16 protein-coding genes are annotated in these 14,154 nt (G+C 46.9%); 9 read left to right on the plus strand and 7 right to left on the minus strand.

Annotation, left to right across the window (positions count from 1 at the left end):
* Nucleotides 1-490 precede the first annotated feature (490 nt).
* Nucleotides 491-1,483 carry a zinc-binding dehydrogenase gene (locus tag BM124_RS01005; RefSeq protein ID WP_093334782.1) on the minus strand — a complete coding sequence of 331 codons (993 nt, stop codon included), beginning with the start codon at nt 1,481-1,483 and terminating at the stop codon, nt 491-493.
* 126 nt (nt 1,484-1,609) lie between these two features.
* Here BM124_RS01005 and BM124_RS01010 point away from each other — a divergent pair, with 126 nt between their 5' ends.
* Complete coding sequence (locus BM124_RS01010; protein WP_093334864.1) at nt 1,610-2,371, plus strand: SDR family NAD(P)-dependent oxidoreductase; 762 nt, start codon at nt 1,610-1,612, stop codon at nt 2,369-2,371.
* Nucleotides 2,372-2,537: 166 nt separating this feature from the next.
* A complete protein-coding gene (locus BM124_RS01015; RefSeq protein ID WP_093334783.1) occupies nt 2,538-3,023 on the plus strand; it encodes a DUF2798 domain-containing protein in 486 nt (161 codons plus the stop codon).
* 109 nt (nt 3,024-3,132) lie between these two features.
* Here the strand turns inward: BM124_RS01015 and BM124_RS01020 are convergent, their stop codons facing one another.
* Both BM124_RS01020 and BM124_RS01025 read right to left on the minus strand, forming a co-directional pair.
* Complete coding sequence (locus BM124_RS01020; protein ID WP_093334784.1) at nt 3,133-4,029, minus strand: ROK family protein; 897 nt, start codon at nt 4,027-4,029, stop codon at nt 3,133-3,135.
* A 91-nt stretch (nt 4,030-4,120) separates the two neighbouring features.
* Nucleotides 4,121-4,387: a hypothetical protein gene (locus BM124_RS01025; protein WP_093334785.1), complete on the minus strand. Its 267-nt coding sequence runs from the start codon at nt 4,385-4,387 to the stop codon at nt 4,121-4,123.
* A 158-nt stretch (nt 4,388-4,545) separates the two neighbouring features.
* Here BM124_RS01025 and BM124_RS01030 point away from each other — a divergent pair, with 158 nt between their 5' ends.
* The 5 genes from BM124_RS01030 (at nt 4,546) to BM124_RS19630 (ending at nt 8,132) form a co-directional block, all read left to right on the plus strand.
* Nucleotides 4,546-5,451, plus strand: a complete 906-nt coding sequence (locus BM124_RS01030) for a hypothetical protein (protein WP_212634926.1) — start codon at nt 4,546-4,548, stop codon at nt 5,449-5,451.
* Nucleotides 5,452-5,469: 18 nt separating this feature from the next.
* On the plus strand, nt 5,470-6,267 hold the full coding sequence (gene cysQ, locus BM124_RS01035; RefSeq protein WP_093334787.1) for a 3'(2'),5'-bisphosphate nucleotidase CysQ: 798 nt from the start codon (nt 5,470-5,472) through the stop codon (nt 6,265-6,267).
* Between the two features lie 38 nt (nt 6,268-6,305).
* A complete protein-coding gene (locus tag BM124_RS01040) occupies nt 6,306-7,301 on the plus strand; it encodes a Gfo/Idh/MocA family protein (RefSeq protein WP_093334788.1) in 996 nt (331 codons plus the stop codon).
* 259 nt (nt 7,302-7,560) lie between these two features.
* Nucleotides 7,561-7,710 (plus strand): YhfM domain-containing protein, encoded by a 150-nt coding sequence (locus BM124_RS01045; protein ID WP_170840900.1) that lies wholly within the window; start codon nt 7,561-7,563, stop codon nt 7,708-7,710.
* Between the two features lie 344 nt (nt 7,711-8,054).
* Nucleotides 8,055-8,132, plus strand: a complete 78-nt coding sequence (locus BM124_RS19630; protein WP_425288492.1) for a putative holin-like toxin — start codon at nt 8,055-8,057, stop codon at nt 8,130-8,132.
* Nucleotides 8,133-8,311: 179 nt separating this feature from the next.
* On the opposite strand, the gene BM124_RS01050 is transcribed toward BM124_RS19630, so the two are convergent.
* From BM124_RS01050 to desA, 4 genes are all read right to left on the minus strand, one after another.
* A complete protein-coding gene (locus BM124_RS01050; RefSeq protein WP_093334790.1) occupies nt 8,312-8,551 on the minus strand; it encodes a hypothetical protein in 240 nt (79 codons plus the stop codon).
* A 324-nt stretch (nt 8,552-8,875) separates the two neighbouring features.
* On the minus strand, nt 8,876-9,475 hold the full coding sequence (locus BM124_RS01055) for a response regulator transcription factor (protein ID WP_093334791.1): 600 nt from the start codon (nt 9,473-9,475) through the stop codon (nt 8,876-8,878).
* Nucleotides 9,472-10,614, minus strand: coding sequence for a sensor histidine kinase (locus BM124_RS01060; RefSeq protein ID WP_093334792.1), 1,143 nt, complete (start codon nt 10,612-10,614; stop codon nt 9,472-9,474). Before BM124_RS01060 ends, BM124_RS01055 begins: the two co-directional genes overlap by 4 nt.
* A 93-nt stretch (nt 10,615-10,707) precedes the next feature.
* Nucleotides 10,708-11,727 carry a Delta(5) desaturase DesA gene (gene desA, locus BM124_RS01065; protein ID WP_093334793.1) on the minus strand — a complete coding sequence of 340 codons (1,020 nt, stop codon included), beginning with the start codon at nt 11,725-11,727 and terminating at the stop codon, nt 10,708-10,710.
* Nucleotides 11,728-12,021: 294 nt separating this feature from the next.
* Between desA and BM124_RS01070 the strand changes: the two genes are divergently transcribed.
* Both BM124_RS01070 and BM124_RS01075 read left to right on the plus strand, forming a co-directional pair.
* Nucleotides 12,022-12,828: a histidinol-phosphatase gene (locus BM124_RS01070; protein WP_093334794.1), complete on the plus strand. Its 807-nt coding sequence runs from the start codon at nt 12,022-12,024 to the stop codon at nt 12,826-12,828.
* 98 nt (nt 12,829-12,926) lie between these two features.
* On the plus strand, nt 12,927-14,087 hold the full coding sequence (locus BM124_RS01075) for an amidase (protein WP_093334795.1): 1,161 nt from the start codon (nt 12,927-12,929) through the stop codon (nt 14,085-14,087).
* Nucleotides 14,088-14,154: the final 67 nt, after the last annotated feature.

Consider the following 14,154-nt stretch of genomic DNA (forward strand, 5'->3'; position numbering starts at 1 on the left):
GGTTCATTATACCTTACCAAATCTGCCGCGGTATGTTAACTATCCAGCTTGAACAAGCTCAGACACTGACAAACAGGTAATGAAAGCGCTGTCTTTAATATTTTTAGAAATCTTTTTTTTCAAAAAAATCAAAATCAATAGTTTAGTCACGGTTCTTTTTACACAAACAAAGGATATTATATTGGGAAAATAATATAATTATTAATGTCAAAAGTACCTATAATTAAAAATTGTAAAATAGAATGTATAGGAAGCTGCAAGAGGAATAAAAGGCGGGAGAAATATTGAAAAATCAGGGAATTTAAATAATATGAACTTTTTAAGACTGTTTGTCTAGAAGTATAACAGAATGACCGGAAAAGTATAACAGAGTATTGGAAATAGTTGTGGTGGCTAGAGGGGGGGGATGGAAAATGCAAAAAACGCTCCCGGTTATCATAAGTACACCCGGAAGCGCTTCGTGTAAATGACCAACACTGATGCCATTAAATTATGTCATGCTGAACCCGATATTGCCGATTTGTGCAGCCTGATGCAGCCGCTTAAATGCTTCTTCATAGGAAGCAAGAGGGTACGTCTGATCCATGAACGGCTTTATGTCATACTTTTTAATAAATGCCAGCATTTCCTGGAGTTCTTCGGTGCTTCCCATCGTAGAGCCGAAGAGGTTGTACTGCCCGTAGAAAAACGGCCGGATATTCAGCTCCACGGTGTCATCGGTGGAAGATCCGAACGTGACCATGGTACCGCCGCGGCGGAGCTGGGTGAGCGACTTGTTAAACGTGGCGCCGCCGATGGATTCAACGACAACATCCATTTTTCTGCCGCCAAGCGCCTTCGTCCAGTCTTCATGACTGTCGATGGCCTGCCGGGCTCCGAGTTCAAGGGCCTGCTTTCGTTTTTCTTCAGACCGGGACGTGACATAGACGTGCGCTCCTGCGGCCCGGGCGAACTGCAGAAGGAAGGTAGCCACTCCACCGCCGACCCCCGGAATAAAGACGGTGTCTCCGGGCTGCACCCGCGCTCTTGTAAATAGGACGCGGTAGGCGGTGAGAGCAGGCAGCGCAAGGACTCCTGCTTCTTCCCAGGTCAACTGCTCCGGCTTCGGCTCTACATTGGCTGCCGGAATCACAATTTGTTCGGCGAATGTGCCATCATTCGGTACGCCTAAAATTTCAAACCCTTCCGGCGGTGCATCACTGTTTTTCTCCCAGCCGAGCCCCGGATTGATAATGACTTCATCTCCCGTTGAAACAGCCGTAACATCCGTACCTGCTGCTTCAATCACTCCGGCACCGTCTGATCCGATTATGCAGGCCGGGTCGTCCGGCTGATGACGCTTTAGAATCGACAAATCCCGGTGGTTCATGCCGGCCGTTTTCAGGCGCACACGAACTTCACCCGGACCCGGCTCCGGTGTCTCGGTATCACGGTACGTCAGGCCTTCAATGCCGGTTTTTTTCTCATGAATCAACGCTTTCATTATATCCCTCCCTGGCAGTCTGTTTCATTTCCATCCTATCACATCAAAGAAAGGCCGGCATTTTCCGAGTGATGCAGGAATGCAGGGCACGAGTATGGAACTAACATACAGGAGGTGCGTGACATGATAAAAATAGAACTGGACCAAAAGAAAGCTCTCGTTACGGGTGGTGCAAGCGGGATCGGGCGTGAAATTGCCCTAGGACTGGCAGAGGCCGGTGCTGATGTGGCCGTTCATTACGGCAGCAATCAGAAAGGCGCGGAAGAAGTAAAAGAAATCATTACGAATATGGGGCGGCAGTGCATCATCGTCCAGGCGGATATGCTGAAAACAGAAGAAATTGATAACCTCTTTGATGCAGTGGAGAATGAATTTGACGGTACTCTGGATATCCTGGTGAACAACGCCGGCAATATGGTGGAACGAAGTTCTGTCGAAGAGATGAGGGAAGCCCTCTGGCGTCAGGTGATAGATTTGAATTTGACAAGCGCATTTCTTGTATCTCAGCGTGCGGTGCCGATGATGAAAGAAAACGGCGGACGCATTATTAACATGACGTCCCTTGCGGCGCAGAACGGCGGTGGTCCGGGAGCGGCGGCCTATGCTGCTTCAAAAGGCGGTCTGATGACGTTTACGAAAGGGCTGGCAAAAGAATTGGCGCCAAATGTAACCGTTAACAATGTGTCTCCCGGTTTCATCGGAGAGACAGCGTTTCATGACACGTTTACGTCGGATGAGGCACGCAAAAACATCGTCTCGAGTCTGCCGTTAAAACGGGAGGGTACTCCCAAAGATGTGCTCGGAACCGTTTTTTACCTAGTTTCCGACTATGGAAGTTTTATCACCGGTGAAACAATCGAAGTGAACGGCGGCGCCTTAATGCGGTAGAACGCCGGTATTCAGGAAACCCGCCTGCTTGAATAGAAGCAGCGGGTTTTTTTCGGCAGGTGTTTATGCAGCTCCTTCTCCCTTTGTTCACAAACGTTTCACTTACGAAAGATTATGTCTTCTTTATATAATACATTGGTACTACAAACGGGAGGAGAGGATGATAATGCCTGAAACCAGGAAAGAAAGCTGGCAGTTTGGCTTTATGATGTGTTTTGGTATGGTGCTGGTCATGACACTATACAATCTCTATATCAATGATATGTTGAGCACCATAACATTTACGGAAGGTACGTTTAATTTTCTAACGGCCTTTGTCATAGCTTTTATGTTGGATATGTTCGTCGTCAGTCCTTATGCGAAAAAAACAGCCGGAAAAGCAGTAGGGCACACGGGTAATAAAGTGTACATGATCCTCGCTGTTTCCACATGCATGGTGATCGGTATGGCGTTTTTCATGTCGATATACGGCTTAATTACAGCCTACATGCATACCGGATTTCAAAGCGGATCTATTCTTCTGGACTATCTCAACGTATTTGGAAAGAACTTCGTCATGGCACTGCCTCTGCAAATTGTTGTGATGGGGCCGCTCGTCCGGTATTTATTCACCAACTTTATAAAAACGAATGCAGAAGCAAAGGAAGTGTAGAGAAGGAAACACCATTTTTCAATAATATTAATGAGTTGCCTTCGATTCTTTCAGCTTATCCTGCTTAATTAAAATGAAATGAACCCCGGGGTGTAAGCCGGGGTTCATTTCAGCGGTTGGCCGCTTCGGTCTGCTGCATAAAACGATAAACCGCGCCGAGCAGGTTCGCGTGCTGCCGGAAGTGGCAGACATCAAGGGTCGGGCGGATGGTGCCGACGGGCGCTTCTCTCATGAGCTCATCCAATTTTTTATTGATTCGCTGCACAAGCTCTTTTCTGGCGCTTACTCCGCCGCCGAGGAGAATGAGCTCTGGATCGTATATGTACTGCAGGTTATATAACCCGAGCGCAAGAAACCGGTAAAATCGATCGAGTGCTTTGACACATGCCGGATCCCCTTCGTCCGCCCATTCAAAAACCTGTTCACCTGTCAGGGTGTCCGGTTCGATTTCTTTTTCCGCTTCTGCATAACGGGTCAAAGCCCGTGTGGCAGCAAGCTGGCTCCAGCTTTCCAGGCGGCCGGTATCAGGATTGCCAAGAAGCATAAAACCGAATTCGCCTCCATGCAAGCTGGCTCCTTTATGTGTTTGGCCCTCTTTGATGACCGAACCGCCGATGCCTGTTCCAATGACGACAGTCAGCACATCCTGTTTTCCTTTCGCCGTTCCCTTCCATAGTTCCGCAGCACCGGCGCAGTTCCCGTCGTTCTCCATAAACACAGGAAGCCCGGTTTTCTCTTCCAGCCGGTGTTTGATATTCGGTCCGTGCAGGTAGGAAAGGGCACTGATCCCATAAATGACGCCTTCGTCCGCGACGGCACCGGGAGCGCTGACGGCAATGCCCGCCGAATCAGGATGCCGGTGGACGATGTCTGTGATGTGCTGCATTAAAACATCCAGCGAATCCGGTGTCTTCATTTTGTCCTGTTCCCGCAGCTCTCCTTGTTCCGTCACCATGCCGTACTTGATATAGGATCCTCCGATATCAAATGCTGTATATTCTTTCATAACTGTTCCTCCGGTTGATAGGTAGATACCCTTATCATAACATCCGGCAGGAAAGATACTGAACTCAAAAAAACGGAGAGACTGATCTGCTTCATTCCGCTGCTTTTTTCCAAAACTCCTCCTGGAAGATTTCGTACTTCCGGTTGGCTCTCCCCGTCTGGAATCCACGTTCATACCCCAGACGATAGGCTGTATCCGCCTGAATGTCACCGACCGCCTGAGAAGCGTCAATCACCTCGTGCAGGAAAGACACATCGATTTCCTTTTTTCTCATTTCTTCAGCCAGTGCGTGAAAGGTGTGTGCAAAATGTTCTCTCTTTTCTTTGAATAAAAAATGCTCGTGTACTGGATACGTCATAAAAAAACACCCTTTGCCGTTGTGAAATATATGTGTCAGTATGGTCATGATGCCATCATTTATACGTCGCAGCCGGCAGTGTGTAAGGTTGAATGTAGCAAAGACAGGGAAAAATGGTGTATCATAAGAATAAATATGATGAAGAGATGGAGTATGGTATGAGAAAACAGATATTTGTACATATAGGATTTCATAAAACAGCGACATCTTTTTTGCAGCGTTGTATATACCCGAAGTTGAAGAATGTCCGGTACGTGAAGTACGGGAAGCTGAAACAGGAGTTGTATGACCTGCGGCTGAAAAGGCTGTCGGATGAACGTGTCCAGGAAATCCGGGATAAAGTCGAGTCATTTTATAAAAAGAAACCGCTGCTTGTATCCTATGAAGGGCTTTCCGGAAGTCCGTTTTCGCAGAAACGGTCCAAATCCAACATCCGGGTGCTGGAAGATATCCGCCGTGTTTTTCCCGCAGAGGAGTTTGACGTTCACATCATCGCCGGCATCCGGGAACAGGTGAACCTTCTCACGTCCCTGTATGTTCAGTATGTCCATCAGGGCGGGGTGAACAAGCCGGAGCGCCACCTGAAGAACCTGGAGCGTCAGGGTATTCTCGATCATTACCATTATGAGTATTACCTTGATAAGGTAAGGGAGCTCTTTGGAGATGACCATTATTATGTTCTTATTTATGAGAACTTCAAAAATGACATGAACGCGTACATGCTTGATCTGCTGCAATATATGGGCGAAGACGAGATTCCTTCCTATGAGAATGAACAGATCAACCGCAGTTACGGCACCCTACAGATGGCTGTCGGCCGGCGCGCTAATCATCTTTTTAAAACCAGGCTGCATCCTAAAGGTTTGATTCCATCCAACCCTTCTCCTATTAAGGGGAAGATTTCACCAAGGAAGGTGCTGCAGAGCAAACTGAGTTTTAAGCTGCATTACAAGCGGTACCATCTTCCGGGGGAGTTGGAGAACCAACTGAAAGACCGTTATACTAAGAGCAACCGACGGCTGCAGGAGCAGTACGGGCTGGACCTGCCGGGCATTTATTTCTGATAATAAAGGAGACGGGCGATGAATACTGTCATTGAGGCTGCCCTGGAGGCAGGAGAGACTGTAATGGAGATATACAATAAAGACTTCGACGTGGAGTACAAGGAAGACGATTCCCCCCTGACGATTGCCGATCAGCATGCGAATCAGCTGATTACAGATGTTTTGAACCGCGCATTTCCGGATATACCGGTGTTAAGCGAGGAAGGTCAGCCTCTATCCTATGAAGAAAGAGCGGCGTGGAACACGTTCTTTCTCGTGGACCCGCTCGATGGAACGAAAGAATTCATCAAGAAGAACGGCGAATTCACCGTTAATATCGCCAGGGTGGAGAATGGTCGTCCGGTGTTCGGCGTCATTTATGCGCCGGCTCTTGATCTTCTGTATATCGGAGACCAGGAAAAAGGAGCGGTGAAAGTGGAGAATGCCGCCGCTTTAAAGAAAGACACGTCAGATTGGTACCACGCAGGGGTGAAACTGCCGCTTTCCTCTGACTTCGAGGATACGATACGCGTTATTGCAAGCCGCTCGCATATGTCGAAGGAAACCAAGGAGTTCATCGATCAGCTGAAAAGTACCGGTGAACAGGTGGAAACTGTTTCAACGGGGAGCTCTCTGAAGCTCTGTTTAATCGCAGAAGGAAACGCTCAGTTTTACCCCCGTTTTGCGCCGACGATGGAATGGGACACCGGTGCCGGGCAGGCCATCGTGGAAGCCGCCGGAGGATCCGTCCGGATCGCGGGAACGGATGAAACGCTGAATTATAATAAAAAAGACCTGCACAACCCTTGGTTTCTCGCGGAAACAGGTGAAGAATAACGCGGAGACAACAAAAACTCAGGAAAGGAGTGCCGTATATGGAGGACACTTTGCAGTGGGGCATCATCGGAGGAGCCAAAATAGCGATGGAGGCTTTTCTGCCGGCATTACATAGAGCCCCGGAAGGAGAAATACGAGCTGTTGCCAGCCGGTCCGGTTCGGCCGAACAATTTGAAGATGTTCCGGTCTTTTACGGGACATACGAAGAACTGCTGGATGACGAGTTGATAGATGCCGTTTATATTGCGCTCCCCAATGCCCTTCACGCCGAGTGGGCCGGCAAGGCGATGGAGAAGGGGAAGCATGTGCTTCTTGAAAAGCCCGCCGGTATTACGGCCGACGAAGTACGGCAGATGAAGGAGACGGCGGAGCAGTATCAGGTTGTGCTGATGGAGGCGTTTATGCATCAGTTTCACAAACAGCATGATGTCGTGAAAAAAGTGCTCCAGTCCCACAAACTGGGGGAATGGAAATTTTACCGGGCTCATTTTTCGTTTCAGATTCAGGATGAAGCCAACATCCGCCTGGACAAGACGCTTGGCGGAGGAGCGCTCTACGATATTGGCTGTTACGGCATTCACACGATGAATCAGCTTCTCGGATGGAAGCCGGAAAAAGTGACGACAAGAGGCCGCACCTACAGAAACGGCGGCGTAGATCTGATGGCCGTGGCACTGTTTGAAGATGGAAGCGGACGCATCGGAGAAGTCCTTGCAGGCTTTGACCTTCCTTCGTCGAACCGGTATGAAATCATCTGCGAAAACGGCACCATCCAGGTGGAAGACGCTTACCGTCCGGATAAATCGGCAAACGGCTGCGGAACGATTATTGTGAAAGATAAAGCAGGGCAGGTCGTCTCTTCGGTCAACGTGAAGGATGACGCCTACAAAAATGAAATCGACCATTTTCAGCAGTGTATCCGGGAAGAAGTACAGCCCCGTTATACAATGGAAGATTCCAAAGACGTCAACGTCCTGGTGGAGTCCGCTTACCAGGCACTGCGGACCCAGAAGAAATCAAATATTCGTTACTGATAAGATCTGTAAAAGGGGATGTCCGGCTGCATAGGGACATCCCCTTTTTTAAGCGAAGTGTTTTGATAAGCGTTATATGATGCACAAAAGAGCGGGGTGGGTCAGGGCAGGGAGTTTATTTAGAAAATAATGGAAGTGTACCGATTCATCCATCATGAAGGCCTTCTCTTGTTTTTAATTTCAACAGGGGAGATGTATGTTCAGTACAAATAAAGTTATTTCTTTTCAGAAGAGGGGAAGCTGCATTCTACCGTTAATCATGAAACAGATCAAGAGCGAAGAACAATTTCATTTATGGCTGGAGGAAGGCCCGGAGCAGGGAGCCGTCATGAAAGTCGAAGAAACGTCCACCCTGTACAAACTCCCAAAACATCCCTCTGCTCAATTGCAGGAATTATTGAAAGAATGATGTGAAATTGTTCCGATGTTACCGAGTAAAAATAAAACCGATGGCGGACAGCAGCGGATATCAACGAGCCTGTGAGACCGCCTGCAGAATCCATATCATCAGTGGTTGAAAAAGCCGGGCGCCTAAAGTCATAGGGCTACCGGTCATTTTATGCCAATCTTTGTATAGAGGAATCGAATCCCTGCCAACCAACAATTCCCTTTAGGAAAAATAACCCAATACCTTTTCAGCTAATTTTGGAATAATTAACAATTTTAACGAAATGACTATAATTTATGGTATACTAAAAGTGCTAATCCTTCTTCGCAGAATGAGTGATCCTCTGGCAGGAGGAGGTGATTTCGGTGAGTCCGTTTGAAGCATTAAACCTGATGGTAAGCTTTGGTATGCTGATAGCGGTTCTGGTTACACGAAGAGACTAATTCTGTATTACACTCATTCTGCTTTTCCGCCCGGGGTGTTAGGGCACCTCGGCTTTTTTCTATCTTTTCGCACAATTCCGATTATATCGTGTATCCTAATGAACTGCAACCTTTTTTTAAGAGATGATCCATTTATTATTGCAATGTAAGTAAAAGGCTTCTGTTATTTCAGTAATGTCCTAATAAAGTTTTATAATATCTTGAAGGTAAGACATTGTTAAATGGAGTACATACATCCCCATACTGATTTCCTTTAGTATCCGGCAAAACATAATGTCAAAACCGTTGTCCCATAACTTTGATGCTTCCAAATTAACATCTTCTTTAGTAAATCCATCTGGAGCTGTCGCCCTTTCATTTTCAATTATGGTTTTCACTTCAATGACTTTAGGATGAAGTTGGTTCCATAACTCTGACATGACATCCGTTGCTTTTTAATCATCCGATTTCTCAATAAAATACTCCAATAACCGAAGGATCATTGTTTTTTGTGATATGTCATCCATAGTGCTCCAAGTTCAGCAGAACTCATTTTAGGCTTTTCAACCATTGAAACATTACCTCCCAGTATTTTGCGTATTTTTCCACCGTAAATAGCATCCCTATTTTCCATGGGGGTATGCATATACCTGCAGTACGAGGAAACAGGGAGGTTTATTCAATTAAATGGCCCGATTGCGGCATATCTTTATTATTAAAGAAGTGACTTTATTGTCACTCTACAATGTAATCCGTGTTTTTATTTATTTAAACCATCCCTTTTCTCTGAACTTGGAAATGGCTTCGATACGGTTACTCACCTCCAGTTTGTCCAATATAACAGAAACATAGTTACGTACCGTACCTGTCTTAATAAACAGCGTATCTGCTATTTCTTTTGTCGTTTTACCGTCGGCAATCTGTTGTATGATTTGTACTTCCCTTTCCGTCAATGGATTCTGCTCTTCATAAGCCATATCCATGAGCTCCGGAGCGTACACTCTCCGCCCGTTCATGATAGAGCGGATGGAGCTTGGCAGATCTTCGCTTGGACTGTCTTTTAGTAAATAACCATTCACGCCGGCTTTACGTGCTCTTTCAAAATAGCCGGTTCTGGCAAATGTCGTGAGCACAATCACTTTGCAGGGGTGGTCTTTCAATTCCATGGCCGCGTCCAATCCGTTTTTTACCGGCATTTCAATATCCATGATGCATACGTCGGGATCCTGTTCTTTCACGAGCTGAAGTGCTTCTTCGCCGTTGGCTGCCCTGCCCGCCACTTCCATATCCGTTTCTAAATTCAAGAGAGAGGCAAGCGCGCCAAGCAGCATCTGCTGATCCTCAGCAATTACAATTCGTATCATAAAGATTCCCCCTGTGTCGGCGTCTGAATGACAAATGGAACGCTTATCGTCAACGTTAATCCGTGGTTTGATTCATATTTCAGGCTTCCATTTACAAAATCCAGACGCTCTTTCATGCCCTGCAGCCCGCTTTCATTAACGGAATATCCATCCGGATCAAGCATTCCCTTCCCATTATCCCGGACGGTCATGACCACTTCAAATGACTCCTGTAAAAAGGAAATAGAGCAGGTGTCCGCCTGACTGTGTTTGACAACATTCGTCACGGCTTCTTTCAAACACATGCTCAGCACATTTTCACTTAATACAGGCATATTTATGACTTCCGGCGGTTCTCCTTCGAGGTAAAAAGCAATGTCCGACGCTTTCAAAATTTCCCGGACGTGGTGTATTTCATCTTTCAGCTTGGTGCCTTTCATGTCTGATACGATCTCGCGTACTTCCTTTAACGCGGTTCGTGCTGTCTGATGAATATCCCCGATTTCGGTTTTGGCATCTTCCGGGTTAATATCTATCAGTTTTTGCGAAAGGTCACTTTTGAATCCAATGAGTGACAGCTTCTGTCCCAGTGTATCATGCAAATCCCGCGCAATCCGCTGGCGTTCTTCCACGACCATAAGCTGCGATATCCTCTCGTTTGCGTCTTCGAGTTCGCTTTCCAATTCTTCGCGCTTGTTGCGGTTATAGATGTTAACGGGGAGCAGGATGATACCAATCACACTGATCACAATAAAGGGAAGCTGCATCATGAAGGCTTCCCTCTGCATAAAAAAAGCGGCAGTAATGGCAGCATTGGCCGTAACAATATGAACGACATACAGCGTGATAAAGCCTGCTTTATTTCGTATGTTTCCAATAAAAAAGGCGAGAAACAACGCAAAATAGACATAGCCGAAATACATCGTCATCCCAATACTTATTATCATTTCTATACCAAACGATACATAAACCGTCCAGCCCTGTTTAATGAATGAGAGTCGGTAGGTTGTAAAAAACAGCGCAATCAATAAGATGCCTATAAAGACTTCAAACAGTCCGGAAGAGGTGATCACAAAATAAAAAGGAAGAAGACAAAATATGATCCAGGCATACAAGCTCAGCCCGGTATTTTTCGGGAAAATATGAAACCAGTTCTGCAATACGGCATCTCCTTTGGGACGTGTCTTGGTCTTTTCATTATAACAAAAAAACAAGGAAGCTCCCCGCAGCCATCAGCTTAGGGAACTCCCTGTTCAGTATGGTTGGTGCTTTTCTTTTTTCATAAATGGCTTCATGTCCCTGAAATGAATGAATGTCTTATTATTCTCATCATACAAGCGGAACCGGATGGATTGTAAACTGGATGCCAGCGTGATGGTTGTCGCCTGTTGCAGTGGTGTTATCTGTTCATGCGTTTTTTCCAGGTTATAGTTGGGAATTCTCGGACTGAGATGGTGAACGTGATGAAAACCGATATTGCCCGACAGCCACTGTATGATTTTAGGAAGCTTGTAATAGGAACTGCCATCTATCGCAGCTTTCACGAAATTCCATTCGCTTTCATTCTCGAAATAGGAATCCTCAAACTGATGCTGCACGTAAAAGAGCCAGATCCCGGCGGCACCGGAAACATACAAAATAGGAAGCTGCACCATCAGAAAGGCCTGCCAGCCGATGGCCCATATCAGCAGGGCATAGATAGCCGCAATCGATCCATTGATCAGATACGTATTTCTTTTTTCCCTTTTTTTTGCCTGTTTATCATTAAATCGATTATCCAGCAGAAAAAGAAAAAGAGGACCTAATCCAAACATGACGAAAGGGTTGCGGTACAGCCGGTATTTTAATTTTTCCCAGGTCGGAGCCATGCGGTATTCACCCACCGTCATCATCCATATATCCCCGGTTCCGCGTTTATCTAAGTTTCCACTCGTGGCGTGGTGCACCGCATGTTTTTTTTTCCATTTTGCAAAGGCAAAGTGAGTGATCACACCGGTAATGGTGCCGACGATGCGGTTCATTTTATTGTTTTTAAAAAAAGAATCATGGGCACAGTCATGGAAAATAATAAAGATCCGAACGGCAAACGCTGCTGCGAGAACGGTTAAAGGGAGGCTCAGCCATATCGAGACGGCGGTGCTTTGATAAGCGAGATACCAAAGCAGGAAAAAGGGAAGAATGGAATTAATGATTTGAATGATACTTGCTTTTATATTAGGTTGGGCAAAAGGTGACGCACTTTTTTTAAGTTCTGCCTGCTGCTGTTTACTCAAATAAGATGCCCCCGGAAGTCCAGTATTTTATATTCACGTAGTGTCAATATAATCTACATCCTATCTTACAGACTGCACCATTTTAAGATAAGACACAGATGTCACTGTTGGTATATGACAAGTGTCACGTATGTGTGCAAGGGTCCTCCTGCACTTGTATGTTATCCCCTCTTCTATAAGACAATACACTCTGTTTTTTCATAAAAAAATAATGCGGGAGCGGGTGCCAGGATCACGTTTATGATTTATGTATGGTATTCTGTTAGTAGAACTGGGAGAAGGAGAGGGAGATACATGAAGTTTGATCTGCATATCCACCATTACCGCTGCGGACATGCGCGCGGGGATATAGAAGATTATATTCAGGCGGCGCTGGACCGGGGGCTTGATGTTATCGGCATTTCCGATCATTCTCCGTATTTCGGCATGGAGGATGACCACCCTTATCCAGGCCTCACGATGGCCAAAAGTGATTTCGCAGGCTACGTGGAGGAAGTACAGCAGCTGAAAGAAAAATATAAAGACCGGATTGAGGTGCTTCTCGGGGTGGAATCCGATTATCTGGAAGCTTCAGCGCAGACGTATCAGAGTGTGTATGAAGCGTATTCCATGGATTATGTCATCGGGTCGGTCCATTTTGTGAACGGCATTAATATCTTTAATAAGACCCGCTGGTTCGGTCTCGGAGAAAAAGAGATTCTCGATGTGAAAGAAGAATATTACCGGCTGATTGAAAAATCGGCCAAAAGCGGCATGTTTCAGGTTCTTGGTCATATTGATGCGATTAAAGGCTACTTCCCGGATATTTCCGACGTGCAGACGGATAAAGTCGATCAGGCACTTCGGACCATCGGAGAAGAAGAAACAGCAATCGAAGTGAATACGTCGGGGAAAATGAAAGACTGCGGCGGCTGGTATCCATCCGATGACATTCTGGAACGGGCGCGCTATTATAAAATTCCAATCACCCTTGGATCGGACAGCCATGACCCTGACCGGATCGGTGATGATCTCGAAAAGGTCCGGGACCACCTGAAAGCCATCGGCTACAGACAGTGGTATTTTTTCCGCAACAAAAAACCGGTGGCTGTGCCGCTCTAAATGGTTAAAGTATACAAGGCAGCAACTTTTTTTGAGTGATTCTGCTTCATGACATATCGTTCCCCGTCTTTAATAATGAAAGAAAGGGGGACTCGGCGATGAATGAAAATACGGCGTACACGAACCAGACCATTTCCGTCGAACCACGGCAGGAAGGTATCCTATCAGGACTTACGTTTGCATTGAAAGATGTCATTGCCGTAAATGGCGTCGTGAACGGCGCCGGACATCCAAAATGGCGGCGCAGGGCAGCGCCGGCGGCTGACCATGCCGCCGTTGTCCGCAGGCTTCTTGAAAACGGAGCGGCCTTACGGGGCATGACGATTACCGATGAATTGATGTACAGCCTGAACGGCGAAAATATTCACGACGGAACCCCGCTTAACCCGAAGGCACCGGACCGGATTCCAGGCGGCTCATCCAGCGGCTCTGCATCCGCCGCTGCAGCTGGTGACGTTGATATTGGTGTAGGAACAGACACCGGAGGATCGATCCGCATCCCGTCTTCTTACTGCGGTTTATTCGGTATGCGCCCCTCCCACGGAGCACTGGACATGACAGGGGTTATACCGCTCGCCGCAAGCTTTGACACGATAGGGTGGATGACATCCGATATGGAAACGATGCAGCGCGCGGGTGACGCGCTGCTTCCTGATACTGCAGGGAGCGGTGCATTCATCCGCCTGCTTCTGCCATGCGAAGCATGGGAGCTTGCCGAAGAAAGCACCCGCAATGCCTGTGATGATCTGCTTCATTTCATGAAACAGAAAGTGGATCACGTGGAAACGGAGAATATTTCAGATAACGGACTGCAGTCATGGGCGGAAACATTCCGGGTGATGCAGGGGATCGAAATCTGGAAAGAGCACGGCGTCTGGGTGCAGCAGGAGAATCCGGTATTCGGCCCCGGGATCGCCGAACGATTTCAGTGGGCATCGTCTCTTGATGTATCCCGGTACAGCGATATCAAACGGCAACGGGAGGCTGCAGCCCGTCTTTTGAATGCAAAGCTTGGACATCATACGATTATGGCTGTTCCCACGTCCATGGGGCCTGCTCCGCAACGAGACATGCCGTCTGAGATGGATGAACAGCGGCGCCGGGTCAATTTGCAGCTTACCTCTATAGCAGGTCTGGGGGGTCTGCCGCAGGCGAATGTTCCGCTGCAGAACAACGAAGGACTGCCGGTCGGACTGTCTTTTATCGCAGGTCGGTTTCAGGATAAGGCCCTGCTGCGGCATGTGACCGATATGATTTAAATAATAAAACACATTGACAGGATAACCAAAAAAACTTATTATAAAGTTAAATGATATATCAGATATC

The organism is Salibacterium halotolerans (assembly GCF_900115625.1).
Lineage (GTDB): Bacteria > Bacillota > Bacilli > Bacillales > Marinococcaceae > Salibacterium > Salibacterium halotolerans.